This is a genomic window from Patiriisocius sp. (genome assembly GCF_051252435.1).
Classification (GTDB): Bacteria; Bacteroidota; Bacteroidia; order Flavobacteriales; family Flavobacteriaceae; genus Patiriisocius.
This window is the reverse complement of sequence record NZ_JBPOFW010000004.1, coordinates 257,265-276,459: the sequence shown is the minus strand read 5'-3', so window position 1 is coordinate 276,459 and position 19,195 is coordinate 257,265. Positions and strand designations below refer to the sequence as shown.

General features: G+C 36.4%; 15 protein-coding genes and 1 tRNA gene. 3 read left to right on the top strand and 13 right to left on the bottom strand.

All coding sequences use genetic code 11. The features are described 5' to 3' along the window. Position 1: 1 nt before the first annotated feature. The 8 genes from ACSHW7_RS10915 to porU form a co-directional block, all read right to left on the bottom strand. Complete coding sequence (locus ACSHW7_RS10915; protein WP_435679381.1) at positions 2-1,093, bottom strand: mannose-1-phosphate guanylyltransferase; 1,092 nt, start codon at positions 1,091-1,093, stop codon at positions 2-4. A 58-nt stretch (positions 1,094-1,151) separates the two neighbouring features. After that, positions 1,152-1,754 carry a SprT-like domain-containing protein gene (locus tag ACSHW7_RS10910; RefSeq protein ID WP_435679380.1) on the bottom strand — a complete coding sequence of 201 codons (603 nt, stop codon included), beginning with the start codon at positions 1,752-1,754 and terminating at the stop codon, positions 1,152-1,154. A gap of 6 nt (positions 1,755-1,760) precedes the next feature. Further along, the gene (locus ACSHW7_RS10905; protein ID WP_435679379.1) at positions 1,761-2,444 is read right to left on the bottom strand and encodes an SDR family NAD(P)-dependent oxidoreductase; all 684 of its coding nucleotides are present in this window, start codon (positions 2,442-2,444) and stop codon (positions 1,761-1,763) included. A 144-nt stretch (positions 2,445-2,588) separates the two neighbouring features. Continuing rightward, a complete protein-coding gene (locus tag ACSHW7_RS10900) occupies positions 2,589-4,292 on the bottom strand; it encodes a pyruvate dehydrogenase complex dihydrolipoamide acetyltransferase (protein ID WP_435679378.1) in 1,704 nt (567 codons plus the stop codon). A gap of 3 nt (positions 4,293-4,295) precedes the next feature. Next, a complete protein-coding gene (gene pdhA, locus ACSHW7_RS10895) occupies positions 4,296-5,294 on the bottom strand; it encodes a pyruvate dehydrogenase (acetyl-transferring) E1 component subunit alpha (RefSeq protein ID WP_435679377.1) in 999 nt (332 codons plus the stop codon). A gap of 148 nt (positions 5,295-5,442) precedes the next feature. Then, positions 5,443-5,928 (bottom strand): cytidine deaminase, encoded by a 486-nt coding sequence (gene cdd, locus ACSHW7_RS10890; RefSeq protein ID WP_435679376.1) that lies wholly within the window; start codon positions 5,926-5,928, stop codon positions 5,443-5,445. Between the two features lie 4 nt (positions 5,929-5,932). Next, positions 5,933-7,093: a type IX secretion system outer membrane channel protein PorV gene (porV, locus tag ACSHW7_RS10885; RefSeq protein ID WP_435679375.1), complete on the bottom strand. Its 1,161-nt coding sequence runs from the start codon at positions 7,091-7,093 to the stop codon at positions 5,933-5,935. Positions 7,094-7,127: 34 nt separating this feature from the next. Continuing rightward, entirely contained in the window at positions 7,128-11,042 is a 3,915-nt protein-coding gene (gene porU, locus ACSHW7_RS10880) for a type IX secretion system sortase PorU (RefSeq protein ID WP_435679374.1), read from the bottom strand. Between the two features lie 215 nt (positions 11,043-11,257). Between porU and gldJ the strand changes: the two genes are divergently transcribed. The 3 genes from gldJ to ACSHW7_RS10865 all read left to right on the top strand — a co-directional run bounded on the left by gldJ (position 11,258) and on the right by ACSHW7_RS10865 (position 14,538). Further along, positions 11,258-12,937, top strand: coding sequence for a gliding motility lipoprotein GldJ (gldJ, locus tag ACSHW7_RS10875; RefSeq protein WP_435679373.1), 1,680 nt, complete (start codon positions 11,258-11,260; stop codon positions 12,935-12,937). Positions 12,938-13,008: 71 nt separating this feature from the next. Then, complete coding sequence (locus ACSHW7_RS10870) at positions 13,009-14,298, top strand: UDP-N-acetylmuramoyl-tripeptide--D-alanyl-D-alanine ligase (RefSeq protein WP_435679372.1); 1,290 nt, start codon at positions 13,009-13,011, stop codon at positions 14,296-14,298. Between the two features lie 165 nt (positions 14,299-14,463). Continuing rightward, positions 14,464-14,538: transfer RNA gene (locus ACSHW7_RS10865), tRNA-Val, on the top strand. 95 nt (positions 14,539-14,633) lie between these two features. Here the strand turns inward: ACSHW7_RS10865 and ACSHW7_RS10860 are convergent. From ACSHW7_RS10860 to ACSHW7_RS10840, 5 genes are all read right to left on the bottom strand, one after another. After that, positions 14,634-15,404, bottom strand: a complete 771-nt coding sequence (locus ACSHW7_RS10860) for an ABC transporter ATP-binding protein (RefSeq protein WP_435679371.1) — start codon at positions 15,402-15,404, stop codon at positions 14,634-14,636. Next, positions 15,401-16,141 (bottom strand): MlaE family ABC transporter permease, encoded by a 741-nt coding sequence (locus ACSHW7_RS10855; RefSeq protein ID WP_435679370.1) that lies wholly within the window; start codon positions 16,139-16,141, stop codon positions 15,401-15,403. Before ACSHW7_RS10855 ends, ACSHW7_RS10860 begins: the two co-directional genes overlap by 4 nt. A 71-nt stretch (positions 16,142-16,212) precedes the next feature. Beyond that, a complete protein-coding gene (locus ACSHW7_RS10850; protein ID WP_435679369.1) occupies positions 16,213-17,388 on the bottom strand; it encodes an alkaline phosphatase in 1,176 nt (391 codons plus the stop codon). 62 nt (positions 17,389-17,450) lie between these two features. Beyond that, positions 17,451-18,299 (bottom strand): glycosyltransferase, encoded by an 849-nt coding sequence (locus ACSHW7_RS10845; protein WP_435679368.1) that lies wholly within the window; start codon positions 18,297-18,299, stop codon positions 17,451-17,453. Next, a complete protein-coding gene (locus ACSHW7_RS10840; RefSeq protein ID WP_435679367.1) occupies positions 18,296-19,189 on the bottom strand; it encodes an FkbM family methyltransferase in 894 nt (297 codons plus the stop codon). Before ACSHW7_RS10840 ends, ACSHW7_RS10845 begins: the two co-directional genes overlap by 4 nt. Positions 19,190-19,195: the final 6 nt, after the last annotated feature.

Sequence of the window (19,195 nt, the reverse complement as noted above, 5' to 3'; positions counted from 1 at the left end):
TTTAGGTGTATTTCTTGCCGTGTTTTTGTTCAACTTCGGCGAGTAGTTTTTTTATGTCTTGCTCTTTTTTCTTCGGAAATAGTAATAATGTTTCCTTTTTATCTACGATGATATAATCGTTGATGCCATCAACAACAACTAACTTTTCGGTTTCCGAATATATCATATTCCCATTCGCATCATTCAACAATGGAATGGCTCGCACTACTGCATTTTCACTTTCATTAGTGGTCATCTTTTCGTGCAACGCGCCCCAAGTGCCTAGATCATTCCAATCAAATGTAGCTTTTTTTGTGAATACATTATTGGCCTTTTCCATAATTGCATAATCGATTGAAATATTTTCGGCAAGCGTATAGTTTTTTGAGATAAATGCTTTTTCTTTCTCGGTATTATAAACTGGAATCCCTTCAGAAAATAACGCGTGCATCACGGGTTCATTTTTTTCAAAGGCTTCGGAAATTGCTGCGACACTCCAAATAAAGATACCCGCATTCCATAGAAAATTACCCGCGCTCAAAAATTGTTTTGCTGTTTCGTAGTCTGGCTTTTCTCTAAATTGTTTCAGCTTTAAAATTTCCGAAGTACTATTCTTTTCAGCTTCAATATAGCCATATCCGGTATTCGGGAATGTGGGGTTGATGCCTAAAGTCATTAAAATATTGTTGTCCTGCGCTGCATTAAAACATGTTTGGACGTCTTTTGCAAAAGCATCTTCATCCTCAATCCAGTGGTCACTAGGCGCAACGAGCATCACCGCATCTGGATTTTGTTTTTTAATCTTTAGAGCCGAAAGTAAAATACACGGCGCCGTATTGCGCATTGCAGGTTCAAGAACCACTTGTTTTTCTGAAATTTCTGGTAGTTGCGACAGCGTTAATTCGAGATAGCGTTCGTTGGTTAAAACTAAAATATTTTCAGCAGGAATTAATTTGTTGAGTCTTAAAAAGGTTTGTTGCAATAACGATTTTCCCGTACCTAGCATATCGTGAAACTGCTTTGGAAATGAGGTTGTGCTCACTGGCCAAAACCGTGAGCCAATGCCACCCGCCATGATTACTGCGTAGTAATTTTTATTTAAATTTTTACTCATAGTTATCTTTAATTTCAGAGAGTATAAGCCGTTTATTGCAGTTGATTTTGGTAGCTCTTTACTCAGTTTTCAAAAACTCGACCTCGGCATTGGGATTGAATAAATAAATTTTTCCGGTTGCTATTTCGAGGCATTCGTATCTTTTTATCCGTTTGTTGCCACGTTTGAAAATCTTGCCATTGTACAGTCTAAATAAACCGCCAGCGGGTATCTCAAAGATATAATTTTTATCGTTTGCAGGGTCAAACTGTTTTAAGGCGATTGATAAGCGCGCATCTGTATCGCTGCTTGCTTTTGGGTTTTTAAAATGGAGTGCCAAAAGCGGTAATAATTTTGATGGGAAAACTTCAGGCCGAATAAAGGGTAACATTAATTGCTGAAATGTAAATTTCCATTCTTTTCCGTGCGGTTTGATATTTCTCCCAAATTTTTGAAAAGCCACTAAGTGGGCGATTTCATGTATTAATGTAATAAAAAAGCGATATGCATTTAAGCTCGCGTTGACTGTTATTTGATGTTGGCCATTAGGCATTTTACGGTAATCACCGTGCCGAGTAATACGCTCATTGACTATTTTTAAATGGACATTGTTTACTTTGATAAGTTCAAATGAAGCTTCAACAGCAGCTTGTGGGATGTATTTTGAAAGGACTTCGGTCATAGAATGTTAAGGCGTACTACTTGAAACTTCTAATACTTTTCCATTATAGAATTTATTTCCAGTAAGGCTAAAATCTATTATATATTTTGCCATTTCTTTAGCACTCAACGGAGCTTGGTAACCAGGGAATGCTTCTTCGAGCATTTCAGTTTGTACTGAGCCTAATGCCAAAACGTTGAACGATGGACCGGTTTCTTTGTATTCCTCTGCTAGTACTTCGGTTAGCGTAATAATAGATCCTTTACTGCTGCTGTATGCTGCGAGTCCAGCGAATTTGGCACTTCCTCTCACGCCTCCCATACTGCTTATGTTGACTACATGTCCATCTTTTTTCATAAACGGTAACATTGCTTGTGTTAAAGAAACAGCACCAAAAACGTTTACATCATAACAATCTTTAAAGTCTTCATATTTCAGCTTGCTGAAAGGCTTATTTACCAAACATCCAGAATTATTAATTAATATATCTACATGCCCCCAATGCTCTTTCACAAATGCCGAAACTTTTTTGATATCCTTAAGTTCAGTGATGTCGCAAGAAAAGCACGTGCAGTTTGAAATGTCCAATCCTGAAATGGGAGCAGCGTCTCTAGAAAGCGCTAGTACTTTATGTCCAGAATCTTCTAATAAAGCCACCATTTGGTATCCAATTCCGCGACTTGTGCCTGTAATTATAATATTTTTTGCCATGATATAAAGGTAAGGAAATGTGTTGAGAGGTGCGAGGTGAGTAGGCTTGAAAAATTCGAAATTTCTATATGGAAATTATATTAAATAAAAAATTCTCTCAAGATTTTAAGCCAGAGAGAATTTTGATGAATTATAGTATTTTATTTAAACAAACATCGTTACTGGATTTTCTATATAGTTGCGAAGCGTTTGTAAAAATTTAGCTCCTGTTGCTCCATCAACTGTTCTATGGTCGCAAGCTAAAGTAACCGTCATTGTGTTTCCAACTGCGATTGCACCATTTTTAACAACAGGCTTTTGAATAATGGCTCCAACGCTTAAAATAGCTGAGTTAGGTGCGTTAATAATAGAAGTAAATTCTTTGATTCCGAACATCCCTAAGTTTGAAACCGTAAAGGTACTACCGTCCATTTCCTGAGGTGTTATTTTTTTGTTTCTCGCTTTTCCGGCCAATTCTTTGACATTTGCTCCAATTTGTGAGAATGTCATTTGATCAGCAAATTTCAGTACGGGAACTAGTAATCCTTCATCAACTGCAACTGCAACTCCTATGTGAATATGTTTTGCAATACGCGTAGCATCTCCAGTCCATTGACTATTTACTTGCGGATGCTTGCGAAGTGCCATTGCACAGGCTTTTACCACCATATCGTTGAAACTGATTTTCACATCTGGGTCGCTATTGATTGCTGTCCTAGAAGCAATAGCGTTGTCCATGTCAAGTTCAACTGTCAAATAATAGTGAGGTGCTGTAAACTTAGATTCTCCCAAACGTTTTGCAATGGTCTTACGCATTTGAGAATTTTTGATTTCCTCAAAACTTTCAGTGCCCACAGGCGTGTAGGCTGCTGCTCCACCTGCGCTTGGTTGATAATTTTCAATATCGGTTTTTACGATACGTCCATTTTCTCCACTACCGTTTACTTGTGCTAAGTTGATGCCTTTATCCTCTGCCATTTTCTTGGCTAGGGGAGACGCAAATATTCTTTTGTCTGAATTTGAGCTTGAAGAAGATGTATTTGAACTAGAAGTTTTCTTTTCTCCTGTTTCTTTTTTCTCCTCTTTCTTTGGTGCTGATTTTTCCTCAGATTTTTTATCTTCTTTCTTTTCTTGTTTCTTTGGAGCTTCTTTTTTAGGGTCACTCTTTTCTCCGGTTACTCCTGAAACATCAGTTCCTTTAGGGCCTACGATGGCTAAAAGCGCATCTACTTTTGCGGTTTCACCTTCTTGAATTCCTATTTTTAAAAGTGTTCCTGAATGGAATGATTCAAATTCCATAGTGGCTTTATCGGTTTCTATTTCAGCAAGAATATCACCTTCTTGAACAGTGTCTCCTTCTTTTTTTAGCCAAGTAGCAACAGTACCTTCTTCCATGGTATCACTCAATCTGGGCATGGTGATTACGGTTACACCTTCGGGTAATTCTGTAGCGCTTTCGTTGGAAGATTCTTCTTTTTCTTCTTCGGAAACGTCACTATCATTATCACTTTCGTTTTCTTCATCATCTTGGTCATCTTCTTTTTCGGCTTTGTCATCAGTCTTTTCTTCGGAATCATCTTTTGATTTTGCCTCATTTCCGCCGCCATTGATATACTCTGAAATATCTTCCCCTTCATCACCAATGATTGCTAAAAGAGTATCTACTTTTGCAGTCTCTCCTTCCTCAATGCCAATATGTAAAAGAGTTCCTTCATGAAAAGACTCGAACTCCATTGTGGCTTTATCGGTTTCTATTTCGGCAAGAATATCGCCTTCTTCAACGGCATCGCCCACTTTTTTTAGCCATGTGGCAACGGTACCTTCTTCCATAGTGTCGCTCAATCGCGGCATGTTGATTACTGTAGCCATAGCTTATAATTTGTGGGGTAAAAATGGATAATCTTCTTGATCGTACACAACATCGTACATCACTCTTTTCTCAGGATAGCGGGATTCGTCTGCAAACTTTTCACATTCTTTTACCTTGTCCTTAACACGTTTATCGATGGCTTTTATTTCGTCTTCTGTTGCCCATTTTTTCTCGTAAATGTTATGTAAAACATAGCTTATTGGGTCTTCTTCTTGTTTTTTTGCAACTTCTTCTTTAGTTCTATAATGTTGCGCATCACTCATTGAGTGACCTCTGTAACGGTAGGTTCTAATTTCTAAAAATGTAGGGCCGTCACCACGTCTTGCACGTTCCATAGCTTCGTCCATTTCCTTGGCGACAACTTCTGGTTTCATACCATCAACCGGCTTACAGGGCATTTCGTATCCCAAACCGAGTTTCCAGATATCTGTATGATTTGATGTTCTGGCTACTGAAGTTCCCATGGCATATCCATTATTTTCACAACAAAATACTACAGGAAGTTTCCACAGCATTGCCATGTTGAACGTTTCGTGCAATGATCCTTGACGCACGGCGCCATCACCCATATAACACAATGTTACTGCATTGTCGCCTTTGTATTTATCAGCAAAAGCTAATCCAGCTCCTAGTGGAATTTGTCCTCCAACGATACCATGACCACCGTAAAAACGATGCTCTTTTGAAAAAATATGCATAGAGCCACCCAATCCTTGAGAGGTTCCCGTTGCTTTTCCATAAAGTTCAGCCATCACTTTTTTAGGGTCTACTCCCATTCCAATAGGTTGAACGTGATTACGGTATGCGGTAATCATTTTGTCCTTTGTCAAATCCATTGCATGCAGCGCTCCTGCGAGTACTGCTTCTTGACCATTATATAAGTGTAGAAATCCTCTAACTTTTTGATTGATATATACTTGTGCTAGTTTATCCTCAAACTTGCGCCAGAATAACATATTCTCGTACCAATCAAGGTAGGTTTTTTTGGTGATTTTTTTCATCGAAAGCTCTAATTAGTCTTCATGGCATAAAGTGCCATAACGATAACAAAAATAACATATTTGTATCGACTATAAAACCTCTATTTTACTAAATAAAAGCGAAAACGTTTTCGCTTCTTTTGATTTGTAGTAATAAAAAATGGCTGATTTATTTTAAAAATGAACTGTCAAATACAAGAGGTAACAAATCTTTAATCGAATTTGCCTTTACAACTTTTCCTTTTTCTCCCATAAAATAGACGTTCATGGGTGATTTTTGGTTCACTTCATATTCAGCAAGTGATTGTCGGCAAGCGCCGCAAGGTGGAGTAGGGGTTTCCACTTTATGGTTCAAAGATTTTACAGTGATTGCAACAGTATTTATTGCAACGCCGGGATACGTTGCGCCTGCATAAAAGACGGCGACGCGCTCTGCGCAAAGTCCAGAAGGATATGCTGCATTTTCTTGGTTATTACCTTGTACAATTTTGCCATTGGCCAATTGTAACGCTGCGCCAACCATAAAAGAAGAATAAGGCGCATAAGCATTGTCTCTTGCTTTTTGCGCCTTATTCATTAAATTTTGAATGTTCTGTGGTAATTCTGAAACAGAATCGTATACTTCTAGAACAGTTTCAATAATATGTTTTTTCAATGGTCTAGTATTCGTCGTATTCGTCACCAAAGTTAAATGTAAGTCCGAAACGAAGCGTTCCTTCTAAAGGACTTATAACTTGTGATGTTGAGAATAAATAAGATAAATCAATACCTATTGAAGTGTATTTAAAACCTGCTCCAAGGGAAGCAAATTTTCTTGAACCTTTGTCGTCACTTTCGTTAAAGTAACCCGCTCTAAAGGCAAAAACATCTTGATAAGAATATTCAGCTCCTAAAGCCCAAGTAAATTCCTTTAACTCTTCGCTAAAACCATCTGGTGCATCCCCAAAAGAAGAGAAAATACCGCTAACAAAACTGTCATTTGCAAAATCATCTTGGCTATTGATTGTTCCGTCACCGTTTGAATCACTTGGAGTTGGTACTAAAAGTTTGTTTACTTCAAGACCCGCAGAAACTTTATTGTACTCGTCAAGGATGAAATCAAATCCACCACCAAGTGCCATGTTTGTTGGAATGTTATTTTCCTGTCCAGTTTCGTCATACTTTAATTTAGGGCCAATGTTTGAAAAGTTAAAACCTAATCTCCAACGTCCATCAAAACTATCATACGCTATTTCTTCACTCTGATAATAACCGGCGATATCAACACCAAATGTGCTTGCTGCACTCGCATCTTCGTTTGCTGTTTGCAGTTTCAGGTCACTACGAATGTATCTTCCGGCAACCGACATTGCAAAACGCTCACTTAATCTTAATGAATAAGAAACGTCAAATAAAAGTTCATTTGGCTTCACTAAAAGTGGTTCTTGATCTGCTGTTTCACGTAGTTCAATTTCACCATTGCTAAAATATCTAAATGATGCTCCTACGGCACTTCTTTCGTTTAATCTGTTGAAATATGTAATATTTCCGAGGAAAATATCATTTACAAGGTTACTTAAATAAGGAGTATATGTTACACCTACACCTTGCTTTGAAAGCGAGAAAGCATATTTTGCTGGGTTCCATTGTTGAGCAAAAGCATCAGATGAAGTCCAAACTCCCATGTCTGCCATACCTGCAGAGCGGGCATCAGCTGCAATAAGGATAAAGGGAACACCAGTAGTAATTACACGTTGGTCTATATTTGAGTTAGGGTCTTCCTGCGCAAAACCTTTGGCTGTGATTAAAATGATAAGTAATGGTAATAATATCTTCTTCATGAGGTGTAAAATTTTGGCAAATATAATTTTAAATTTATAGTATTACTAATTTTTCAATTTTTTCAGTTTGCTGATTAGTTAACGGAGATTTAACCGTAATCTTATATACGTACACACCTTTTCCTATTCGGTCTCCGAAATCATCTCTTCCGTCCCATGTGATTTCCCTTATAAGATTGCCGCCATTGGTAGGGTAACTTCCAGAAATAGTTTTAACAACTTTGCCCGTAACCGTGAAGATTTGTACTTGCACATCGAGGAATGGGTCTTCAGATCTATTGTGATTGAACCAGAACTCCGTATAATTCACAAACGGATTGGGGTAATTGAGGACGCGATCCAATGTCAAATCGCCATCACCGGCAACTATAAACTGTAGTTCTGCTGTAGATGAATTGTTATACGTATCCCAAGCTTTTAATGTAATTGTATGGAGCCCATCTTCTAGATCTCTCAGTTTGTAGGCGGTAGTCCCATTTGTATAGTCGTCAACATCGGCTTGATAATAGTCATTAAGTTTAAAAGGATTTGCTTCATCGCCATCAAGGATGGCTATAATATCGTGACCAATACCACTTGCGGTGTTAATACCGTTGCCATCTTGTAATTTTGCGATAAGGTTTGGCGAGTCATTTGTAATTCCTCCAGAAACAAAACTTTCATCATTCATAAATAATTGAATAATTGGGCCTGTAGTATCCGTTCCTGCGTTGGGGTTTAATCCGCCTACTTGCACGTCAAGGTTATATCCATTATTATCTAAAAGAATATTTTCCTTTTGAGCATAAAAACTTACTTTTCCATTTCCTACTGGGATTTGAACATCTTGTGGAACAATAAAATCAACTTCAAAAAGTCCATTTCTAACGGTGGCTTGGCCATTGAATAATATTTCGCCTAGCGTAGTGAAATTTAAAATGACTAAGCTTCCGTCCGAATTTTGAGTTCCATCATTACCAAGCGTCTGTCTTTCTTGTCTTTTGTCAAATAATTTTACTTCAACAACTCCATTGTATGTAGCGTCCAACGCGCCTGAAGGTGTTACTACTTGTCCTCCAAGTTTTGCATAGCTCAATCCTTGTAAAACCGTATTGCTTTGAGTGATTGGGACTCCATTTATAGTTGTGAGACGTATATCTTTCTTCGGAAATGCTAAAGGCATGGCAGGGTCTCCTACATAAAAAACGACACGTCGATTAGGACTATTAACTTCATTTTTAGATTTCCGAAGACCTTCAGCGGGTAAATCTGGAATGTCTTGTCCAAATCCAAAAATTTCATCAGCAAGAAAGATGTTAAGTAATTCTCCAGTGGTAATAGTAATCGATCTTGTTGTTGTGATTAAAGAAATAGCACCGCCGTTTTTGTTCCAATATGTCAACTCTCCTGCTGTAATTCTAGTGGGTAAATCAAATTTTGTAAACTCACACGTTACTGTTACAATGAGCGGCCATCTGTTTTCATTGCGCAAGGTTTGTGCTGTTTCTTTTGTAAATATAAATTCTTTAGCAAGTCCGTCTTCACCACCATGTCCAAAATAATTTACAATCAATGCACCCACTTCAATATCATTTTTAACGATGTCATTAACTTGTGGATATCTATTGCCTCCGGCAGATGTTTGTTGCTCAAAGGCATCCATGTGAATTTTTTTTACATTCACAAAGGGTTTTGCTTCGGTAATAGTATCGGCGAGGTCATTTAAGGTGAATTGGAGGCTTCTGTCTGTAGTGTTATCTGCATCGTCAGATACCATTAAAATATTATTTCTCCAATTTCCATAGGAGGCTTTTGCTTCATAAGCAATAATTTTGTCAACCAGTGAATTAGCAAGTCCTACTTCATCGGCCAACATTCTACCAAGGGCAATATCCAGTCTTTCAGAGCTTGCCATCCCACCTTCATTTTGGTCCATCATTCCAAAAAAATCGTCACTCATATAAGAGGCGAATGTACTGATACTTTCACGTGTGTGGAACGTAGGTACTATATTGTTGTTTCCGGGTATTCTGTCTTTATAATCTACAGAGGTGTCTCCAAAAAAGTTGATATATTTTACTCTTTTATCAGGGGAAGAGGCATTTTCATATACATACCTTATAAAGTTTCGGATGGCACCAATATCTTGTTTGCCGCTTGAAAATTCTTCATAGATTTTATCGGTTGTCACAACCTTTACGTTAGTACCCCTTATATTTCTATGGTGGTCTGCTAGCCTAAGGGCTGGTTGTATCAAGAAAGGGGCGGTAATAATTAGATAGTCAAGGTCTTTAAAATTTCCGGAGGCATCCTTAAAGATTGTGCCTTTAAGATTTTGGTTTGCTACCATACTTGAACCAATCTCAACAGGCTGCAAATAATCTGAAGGGTTTACAGCAACGTATTCTCTAATTTCTCCCAAAGTAGTTTTAAAGCTGAAATTTCCGGCGTTTGACTCATTTTGTTTTGATGTAATATTTCTAGGATTTGTAACATCCCAAACTTGCGAAAATTGCGAAGCATTACCAATGATATATTCTCCCACACCAGATTGTGTTGCTACCGCATTGTTTCTAAACTGAAGTTGTCCGTCCGTCCCAATAAGTTGTCGCAATGCATTGATACGAATAAAATCTAAATACCCTTTGCTTGATGGATTATTGCCGTTATTGTAAAGCATATTTATCGTAACGATATCTCCGCTAGCCGGAATTTGAACAGGATCTGCATTAATTGATGGTGCTACACTGAGTAGAGTGGGCTCATTAATAGCAGAAAATGTAACGGGATTTAAAGGAGCGCCATTTACAGAAATTGCCATGGATGTAATATTCTCAGAAGCTGATGCAACTCGATATTCCATTTCCATTGTGCTACCCGGAACTATATTTGGAAAGGTGAGTTCAAATGTTTGGTCATTTTCTATGTCAAACCGATTACCAAACCAACTACGTCCTACTTTTGCGGGACTTTCTTCGTCATTCTCAATAAATTTATAATCGTTGAAAGTGGTAATTTGTATCCCAGAACCTGTTGGTTCATTCATTGGTTGTACGCGTAAGCCGTTATTACCACCAGATGTGATGTAGTAAAAAGATTCATCACTATATGGATTAATATTCGAATCATTTTCTTCTACCCAGCCCAAAGTGCTTGTTGCATAGAACAAAATACGATCACCGCTGTCAAAAGAGCCGTCTGCTTCTCCGATAACCTGAATACTTGTTTCTGGTAAATCAAATAAATCATTGTTCAATGAATTTAGCAGGGGCAGAGACTGCCCTCCATGGCTAAATATTTTAATGGTTCTTGGGTCAACACCGTCGGTATTGAACCCAATATCATCTAAAAAGTTTTTGTCGATACTGTGAATTCCTGTTTCGTTGATTTTAAATTTATACCAATTTCCAGTTGCTAAAACGGAATTTGTGATTGGTATTCGATTTCCAAACTGTCTGTTTTGGTCATAATCATATTGAACCTTAAAGGAAGTTATCTTTTGAATTTGTCCATTAACCTTAACTATAGGAGTTAATGTTAAGCTAGTGTAGATTTTTTCACGAGCTTTTGAGCTAGCTATGTTTGGGCTGATACTGCTTGGGATTTTTGAAACCGTTATAGCTTCAAGTTCTTTCGAGGTTAAGGATTTGTATGAGATATTAGTAATTCGTAGAGAATTTGGGTTAGCAAAGCCTGAGTCAATCCAATTATCAAAATATTGATTGTTGTCTTTGTCAATGTTTAGTTTAAGCCGATTTTTTGCATTTTCAACTACAGACTTGTCAGTGCTTGATTTAGCATTTTTTTCTGTGGTCTTTATCGCATTTTTTTCAAATGCCGTATTTTTAGATATACTTTTTTGGGGAAGGTTTGAGTTGTCTTCCCATTGTATAGTAATAGTTTTGGTTTGTTGTGCTTTACTTATGAAAGCGCTCGATATAATAACCAGTAGAATAAATATCTTTTTCATGCCTTATTTTAACGTTCCAAATATACACTTAGTATAAGCTACATTTAAAGTTTTTCGTAATATGTATTTTAATATAATAATAGTTCGAAGAAATCGTTTCATAGAAGTTAGTTGCTTTTAGGCGGAAAAACTAACACATATTATTTTGTAAAATAATATTGCATTTTATGCGTTAATCATTATATTGCGAACCCAATTCTTTCATAATTAAAAGTATGATTTTAACTAAAAATTTAGCCTTCAGGCTACTTACTTTATTGCTTACCACCACAGTGTTAGTAAGTTGTAATAAGACTAGAGACTATAAAGATAGTTCTCGTGCTACCGGTTGGAAATTAAATTCCAAAGAAGGTGGCCCCCAAAAAAATAGTAAATACCAAGAACAGGAAACCGGCCCCGGTCTTATTTTTGTTGAAGGTGGAACATTTACAATGGGTAGAGTGCAGGATGATCCGATGCACGATTGGAACAATGCCCCTAATCAACAGCATGTGCAGTCATTCTATATGGATGAGACTGAAGTTACAAACTTCATGTATTTACAATATGTAGATTGGACAAAACAAGTTTTCCCTCCAAGCCAAGAGGAATATCGAACAATATATGATGGTGTTTTGCCAGATACACTTGTTTGGAGAAACCGTTTAGGTTATAACGAAGTTATGACAAATAACTACCTTCGTCACCCAGCATATGCTGAGTATCCAGTTGTTGGTGTTAGTTGGATTCAAGCTGTTGAATTCAGTAATTGGAGAACAGACCGTGTAAACGAATTGATTCTTGAAGAAGAAGGTATTACCGCGCGTAATGCTCGTTATGAAGCAAAGGCAGGTGAAACTTTTAGCACTGAGACATATTTAAATGCACCTACTCAAACCTATGGAGGAAATGACTCCATTACGAGAGGTGGAAAAAGATCAGAATCAATCGCTAAAAGAAGTAAGGATAGCACAAATTTATTTATCCAAAGAAAAGATGGTTTATTAATGCCGGATTATCGCTTACCTACAGAAGCTGAATGGGAATATGCTGCGCTTGGTCTTGTAAGTTTACGAAACTACAATGCATATAGAGGAAGGAAAAAATATCCATGGGACGGTCAATATACACGTTCTGGAAAGAGAAAATCAAGAGGTGATCAATTAGCGAACTTTAAGCAAGGTGATGGTGATTATGGTGGAATTGCTGGTTGGAGTGATGACGGTGCCGATATTACTGCAGAAATTAAATCATACGAACCAAATGATTTTGGTTTATACGATATGGCTGGTAATGTGGCTGAATGGGTTGCAGATGTTTACAGACCGATAGTTGATGATGAATTTAATGATTTTAACTACTATCGTGGTAATGTTTATACTAAGAATGCCATCGATAAAGACGGTAGAGTAAAAGTTGTTACTGCAGACTCGATAGTATATGACACATTGAGTAACGGAAAAATAGTAGCTAGAGACTTGCCAGGAGAAATTTTACAAGTACCTGTTGATGAAAATGAAACGTATTTGAGAACTCAATTTTCAACTAGTGATAACCGTGATTACAGAGATGGTGATAAAAGATCAACTCGTTATTACCAGTCATTTGGTGAGGATGAAGATGAACCTTTATCTGAGGGAAAACGAATGTATAACTCACCAATTCAAAAGGTGACTGCAGATTCTGCTTCTACAGAATTAGATAGAAGTTACGATAAATCTAGATCTAGAACAACGCTTGTTAACAATGAAGTGCGTGTTTACAAAGGAGGTTCGTGGAGAGATAGAGATTATTGGTTAGATCCAGCACAGCGTCGTTATTTTCCTCAGGATATGGCTACAGATTACATCGGTTTTAGATGTGCAATGTCACGTGTCGGTTCAAAAGCAAAACAAGCAAAAACAGCGCGTAATTAACAACGCCAATCCAAAATATATACCCTCTTTTGCAGCAATGTTAAAGAGGGTTTTTTTATATCTTTAAATTTATGAAAATCGAAACACTTCACGACCATTTCTTAAAGAGTAGCGGTATTTGCACTGATACAAGAAAGATTACAAAAGGATGTCTCTTTGTAGCACTAAAGGGAGATAATTTTGATGGGAATACATTTGTCCGGCAAGCGCTAGATGAAGGTGCCTATAAGGTTGTAATTGATGATGCTAGTGTGCACAAGAACACGGAAGAGACTATTCTTTGTGAAGATTCTTTATTGCAATTACAAAAATTAGCAACCTTCCATCGCAACTATCTTAAAATTCCAATTATTGCACTTACAGGTAGTAATGGTAAAACCACTACAAAAGAATTGATCAACGCTGTTCTTAAGCAGAAATATAAAACCACTGCAACCGTAGGTAATTTAAACAACCATATAGGAGTGCCGTTAACATTGCTCTCAATGACAAAAGAAACCGAACTAGGTATTGTTGAAATGGGAGCGAACCATCTCAAAGAAATTGAAAGACTATGTGAAATAGCAAAGCCGAATTTTGGATACATAACAAACTTTGGGAAAGCACATCTAGAAGGTTTTGGAAGCGTTGAGGGGGTGATAAAGGGTAAAAGCGAAATGTATGACTATTTAAAAAAGAACAAACAGTACATATTCTTGAACGCTGACGACAAATTACAAATCAAACTTTTAAATAATTATATTGATAAATTCGGATTTAGTCAGGAGGACAAAAATTACTATAATATTAAATTCATTGAAGCAAATCCTTTTGTGAAAATAGAGGTAGAAGGTTCGGTCATCACTTCTAATTTAGTGGGACAATACAATTTTTCAAATATTTGCGCAGCCGCAACCATGGGTAAATATTTCAATATTCCAGTATCAAAAATTAAGGAGGCAATCGAGCACTATGTACCTGCAAATAATAGATCTCAGATTATTGAAAAGAATGGAAAGAGTATTGTCTTAGATGCTTACAATGCCAACCCCTCAAGTATGGAAGCTGCATTAAAAACCTTTGCTTTAACTACTTCGGAAAAGAGAAAGGTGGCAATCTTAGGAGATATGTTTGAACTTGGTGCCGAAGCAAAAAAAGAACATCAATACATAGCAAATTTAGCAGCCGGACTATCAATTGACTCAATTGTTTTGGTTGGAGAAAATTTCAGCACTATTGAAACTGAATCTCAAAAAATAATACAGTTTAGCTCATTTCAGAAATTATCAGAGAATATGAAATCTCAATCTATAAAAGAGGCTTCAATTTTGATAAAAGGCTCAAGAGGAATGGCGCTAGAGCGTATATTAGATTTATTATAAGTGAGTTGCATGTTGCGAATTTTATTCGTCAAAGCTGAAAGAAAATTCAATGAGAATATAACTTTGACTAATGAATTTAGTAGATGCGTAAAATTTAAATTTTTTATAAATATTTGTTTGCCATATCTAAAAACAAGTTTATATTTGCAACCGCTAACAAAGTTAGGGCGCATAGCTCAGTTGGTTCAGAGCACTTGGTTTACACCCAAGGGGTCGGGGGTTCGAATCCCTCTGCGCCCACAGCACCAAAAAACCCGATACATATTTTTGTATCGGGTTTTTTTATTTTATTCTATTTGCGGTTTTTGACGAACTATTTTTAATAAAATAAGTATTTACACATCGTTAGACTTATTCTGCACATCTCTTATCTGCTTGAATAGATCTGATGAATACACAAAATCTGTAACATCTTTGTTATCTGTTTTAAAAATGTCCTCTTGAGTACCTTTCCAAACTAAAACTCCATTTTTAAGGAAGTTGATGCGTTCACCAATTTCCATTACTGAGTTCATATCATGCGTTACAACGATTGTTGTAATGTCATTCTCGTGCGTTATTTTTTGAATAAGGTTATCAATTACAGTAGCTGTTTTTGGGTCTAAACCAGAATTTGGTTCGTCACAAAAAAGATATTTTGGTTTATTTACAATGGCGCGTGCGATGGACACACGTTTTTGCATTCCCCCAGAAATTTCGGCGGGATATTTTTTATTTACACCGTCTAATTCTACCCTGCTCAAAACTTCATTCACGCGTTCGAGCATTTCAGATTTTTTTTGTTTTGTAAACATTCGCAATGGGAACATCACATTTTCTTCAATAGTCATAGAATCAAAAAGAGCACCACCTTGAAAAAGCATCCCTATTTCTTCTCTAAGCACGCGTTGCTGCTCTTCATCCATATCTTGAATGGCATTGTCATCATAGTAAATACGGCCTTGTTCTGGCTTAAAAAGACCTATAAGGCATTTGAGCATTACAGATTTTCCACTACCACTTTGACCAATAATGAGATTTGTCTTTCCTTTTTCAAAAGTGGTGGTAATCCCTTTCAAAATTTCTTCATCACCAAACCTCTTTTTTATGTTGTCTACCTTAATCATGCGCTTAACAATAATTGAGTGATGATATAATTTGCTAGAATAATAAGTACACTGGTCCACACAAAGCTTTTTGTGCTCGCTTTACCTACTTCGAGTGCGCCACCTTTCATGTAGTATCCATGCCAAGAAGGAACTGTTGCAAGTATAAATGCAAACACAAAAGTTTTAATAAAAGCGTAGGCCAAGTGGAATGGTATGAAATCTTGTTGTATTCCCTGTACAAATTCGTCCATGGAAACAAAACCCCCATAAACACCTGCAAGTAGTCCTCCAAAAATTCCTAAAAACATAGCAATAGCAATAAGAAAAGGGTAGGTGAGCATCGCAATGATTTTAGGAAATACTAAATAATTGAGGGAGTTGATTCCCATAACTTCTAATGCATCAATTTGTTCTGTTACTCGCATAGAACCAATGCTGGAAGTAATAAAAGAACCTACTTTTCCAGCCATGATAATTGAAATAAATGTAGGTGCAAACTCAAGAATAATGGATTGCCTCGTTGCAAACCCAATGAGTGTTTTTGGTATTAATGGATTGGTTAAATTAAGTGCCGTTTGAAGTGTAATTACACCACCCACAAAAAAACCAATAAATCCTACGATTCCTAAAGACCCAATAATTAAATCATCTATTTCTTTAAAAATCAATTCGCGTAAAACGCCAGCTTTGGTAAAACTACCAAAGGTGCGTTTTAGCATTAAAAAGTATGATCCAATATCTTCTAAATATCCCATAAGTAATTGCTCGGGCTAAAAGTAATAAATTAATATGACTGCTTCTCGCAATTAGCAGTACGTTAACAAGACTAATTGAGCTTTAACGCTTTCATCATTTTTTTAAATAATACGGTATTTTGATAAATACCCGCAAAATCTTTTTCGCCCGGGCCTTGAGAAAATACGGGCACCATTGTCGCAGAGTGATTATAGGTTGAAAAGCTTGGCTCAATTGTATTATAATCTCCCTTTTTTGCAGCAAGTGTAAAACCACCAGTTTCATGATCTGCGGTAACAATAACTAATGTGTTTTTGTCAAGCTTGGCAAAATCCAGAGCCACTCCAATTGTCTTTTCAAAATCAATAAGTTCTGAAATCAAATAAGGTGCTTCATTACTGTGACCTCCCCAATCAATTTGTGAGCCTTCAATCATCAAAAAGAAGCCTTTTTTATTCGTTGATAATTTTTTTAAAGCAAGATTTGTTGCTCGGGCTAAAAAATCTCCGCGACCGTCTAGCATACGTGGCATACCATCTGGAGCAAGAATAATTGCTTGTTTTTTATTTGAAATAACATCAGGTAGCGTGTCTGTGGTTACTTCGTAATTTTTTGCTCTTAATTCTTCATAAATATTACGTCCGTCTTTTCTTTCTGAACAAAAAAGTTGACCTCCGCCAGCAAAAAAGTCAATGCCAGAGTTGGGCATAAATGTAGCAATTTCTTCGTATGATTGTCTTGAGGCTGTATGCGCATAAAAACTTGCAGGCGTAGCATGCATAATGGAAGAGGTTGCGATCAAACCCGTACTCATTCCTTTTTCCATAGCATATTCTACAATGGTTTTTGCGGTAATGGTATCTTTATTTACCCCGATGGCTCCATTGTATGTTTGGACTCCAGTGGAATAAGCGGTGGCACTCGCGGCCGAATCTGTAACAAGGTCGCTTGAAGCAGAAGTTTTAATGAGTCCAATGGTATTGAAACGGTCAAAATTTGAAGCACCCGTCCCGTAATAATGACTCGCAGAAACTTGACTCAAACCCATCCCGTCTCCAATCAATAAAATGATATTTAAAGGTTCTTCATCGTCGGAAATTTCTGTTCCGGAAGAAATTATAGCATCATTCGTATCACTTCGGAAATTTGAAATTTTTGAACCAGTACTTGTGTTTAATGGACTGTCGATGCTTGCCAATTCTAAATTTCCGCAGCCAGAAAAAATAAATAGGCTTAAAAGAACAATAAGAAAACGATGTATGTGCATAGCTTGTAATTTTTAATCCCACAAAATTACGACTAATAAAAGTAGGGATTGTTAACTTGATGTTATAGAATTTTAGCTTTGATGCCCTCCCAGCGCAACTCCCTGATAAAATTACCTTCTTCTTTCGTCACTATAAAAGGGATCTTCATTTTTTTAGCATTTTTGAAACCCCTCATACAGTCAAAATAGGAACCAAAATCACCTTTATTCAATGCTAATTTCAATGAAGCAATCCTTGTGAGGGTCTTGCCGTATCGCATGCGATAAAATGCCTCCCCCTGTTTTTGGGGTGCCTCTTTGGTGTAAGATGCGCCAGTGGGTTTCAGGTGTTTTACGTGTAACGATGTGTCGGTTTTTATCTTCCAGCCGTGATAGGCGGCAAGCAAACCGTCAACGGTGTCCCAACCTATGGACTTTTTGAGTCCGCCAATCTGTTCAAAACACGCGCGACGATATAACTTTATGGGTCCTCGGACTTTCTTTTTTTCTGAAATAGATTCAAAAACCCATTCTTCATTTTGATGGATAAAAAGATTTCCACCGGCAATGCCTATTTTATTATCTTCGGAAAAGAGCTGCAATGTCTTTTCGAAATAGTTTTTTGGTAATACGATATCGGCATCAAATTTTCCGATGAAATAGAAATCTTCCGTTAGTGAATCAAACCCTTTGTAAAACGCATTGACCACTTTGCTTCCGGGAAGATGTTTAGCTTCCGAAGCATTCATAATGCCTTTAATAAATGGATATTTTGACGTGAATTTGTCAATGATATCTTGAGTTCCGTCGGTCGAATTATCGTTTACTATTACAACCAAATCTGGAATTTTTGTCTGTATAACAAGTGATTGTAACATTTGTCCTAAAAATGCTTCCTCGTTATAGACGGGTATGATGATGACGAATTTCAAAAAATAAAAGATTCGATTAAGTGTTTTTTAGATGGATGTACAAAAAAACAGTTTCGAATACCGTTATCAACTTTTCTTGAAATAGTTAAAACTTTGAATAAACCTTCTGGTGAGTGGTTGTAAAAATCATAGCCTAATGATTTAAATATACTTTCTAAATCATCTTCAGTATTATTGAAAAGAGTTTCGCAAATTACAATAGGCTTAAATTTTTTTAATGTTGTAATTCCACCTTTGAGTATATCTATTTCTGTACCTTCAGTATCAATTTTAATTATGTCTAGCTGACTTAAATTTTCATCAATTGCAAATTGATTTAATGTTACGGCATTAACAGTTTTTTTTATGAAATTTCTTGAATTTTTTTTACTCCCTGCATTGTGTTCTCCAGATAAATTATGTCTAATCCATGGATATTTTGAATTGCATACTTCAAAAAAGTCAATTATTCCATTTGAATTTGATAGTGCTTTTTCAATTGGAATAATTGTATCTGCATTGTTTAGATTTATATTTTCATTTAGATAATGTTTTGGACCTGTTGCTGGCTCAAATGCTAATGTTTTAATTTTTGAATTAGAAGCATGAGCTAAAAGAGAGTAGTAGCCAAAATTAGCTCCAATGTCTAAAAAAACAGTACATGATTTAATAATTTCTTCGAAAATCACCGAGTATTCAAATTCTTTATAACCGTTATAATAGAGTAATTTCGCGATATAGCTTGTCTGGTTTGTCTTAATTTTTATATTTCCATTATTAGTTTTAATTGAAAAGATACCAGAAATTGGGATTTGTAATTTTTTATTTTTTTTAAAAAATTTATAAATGAGATATCTTAAAAAATAGTTAATTTTTTTTTGATATATAATTCTATAGAATACATATTTCAACAACAC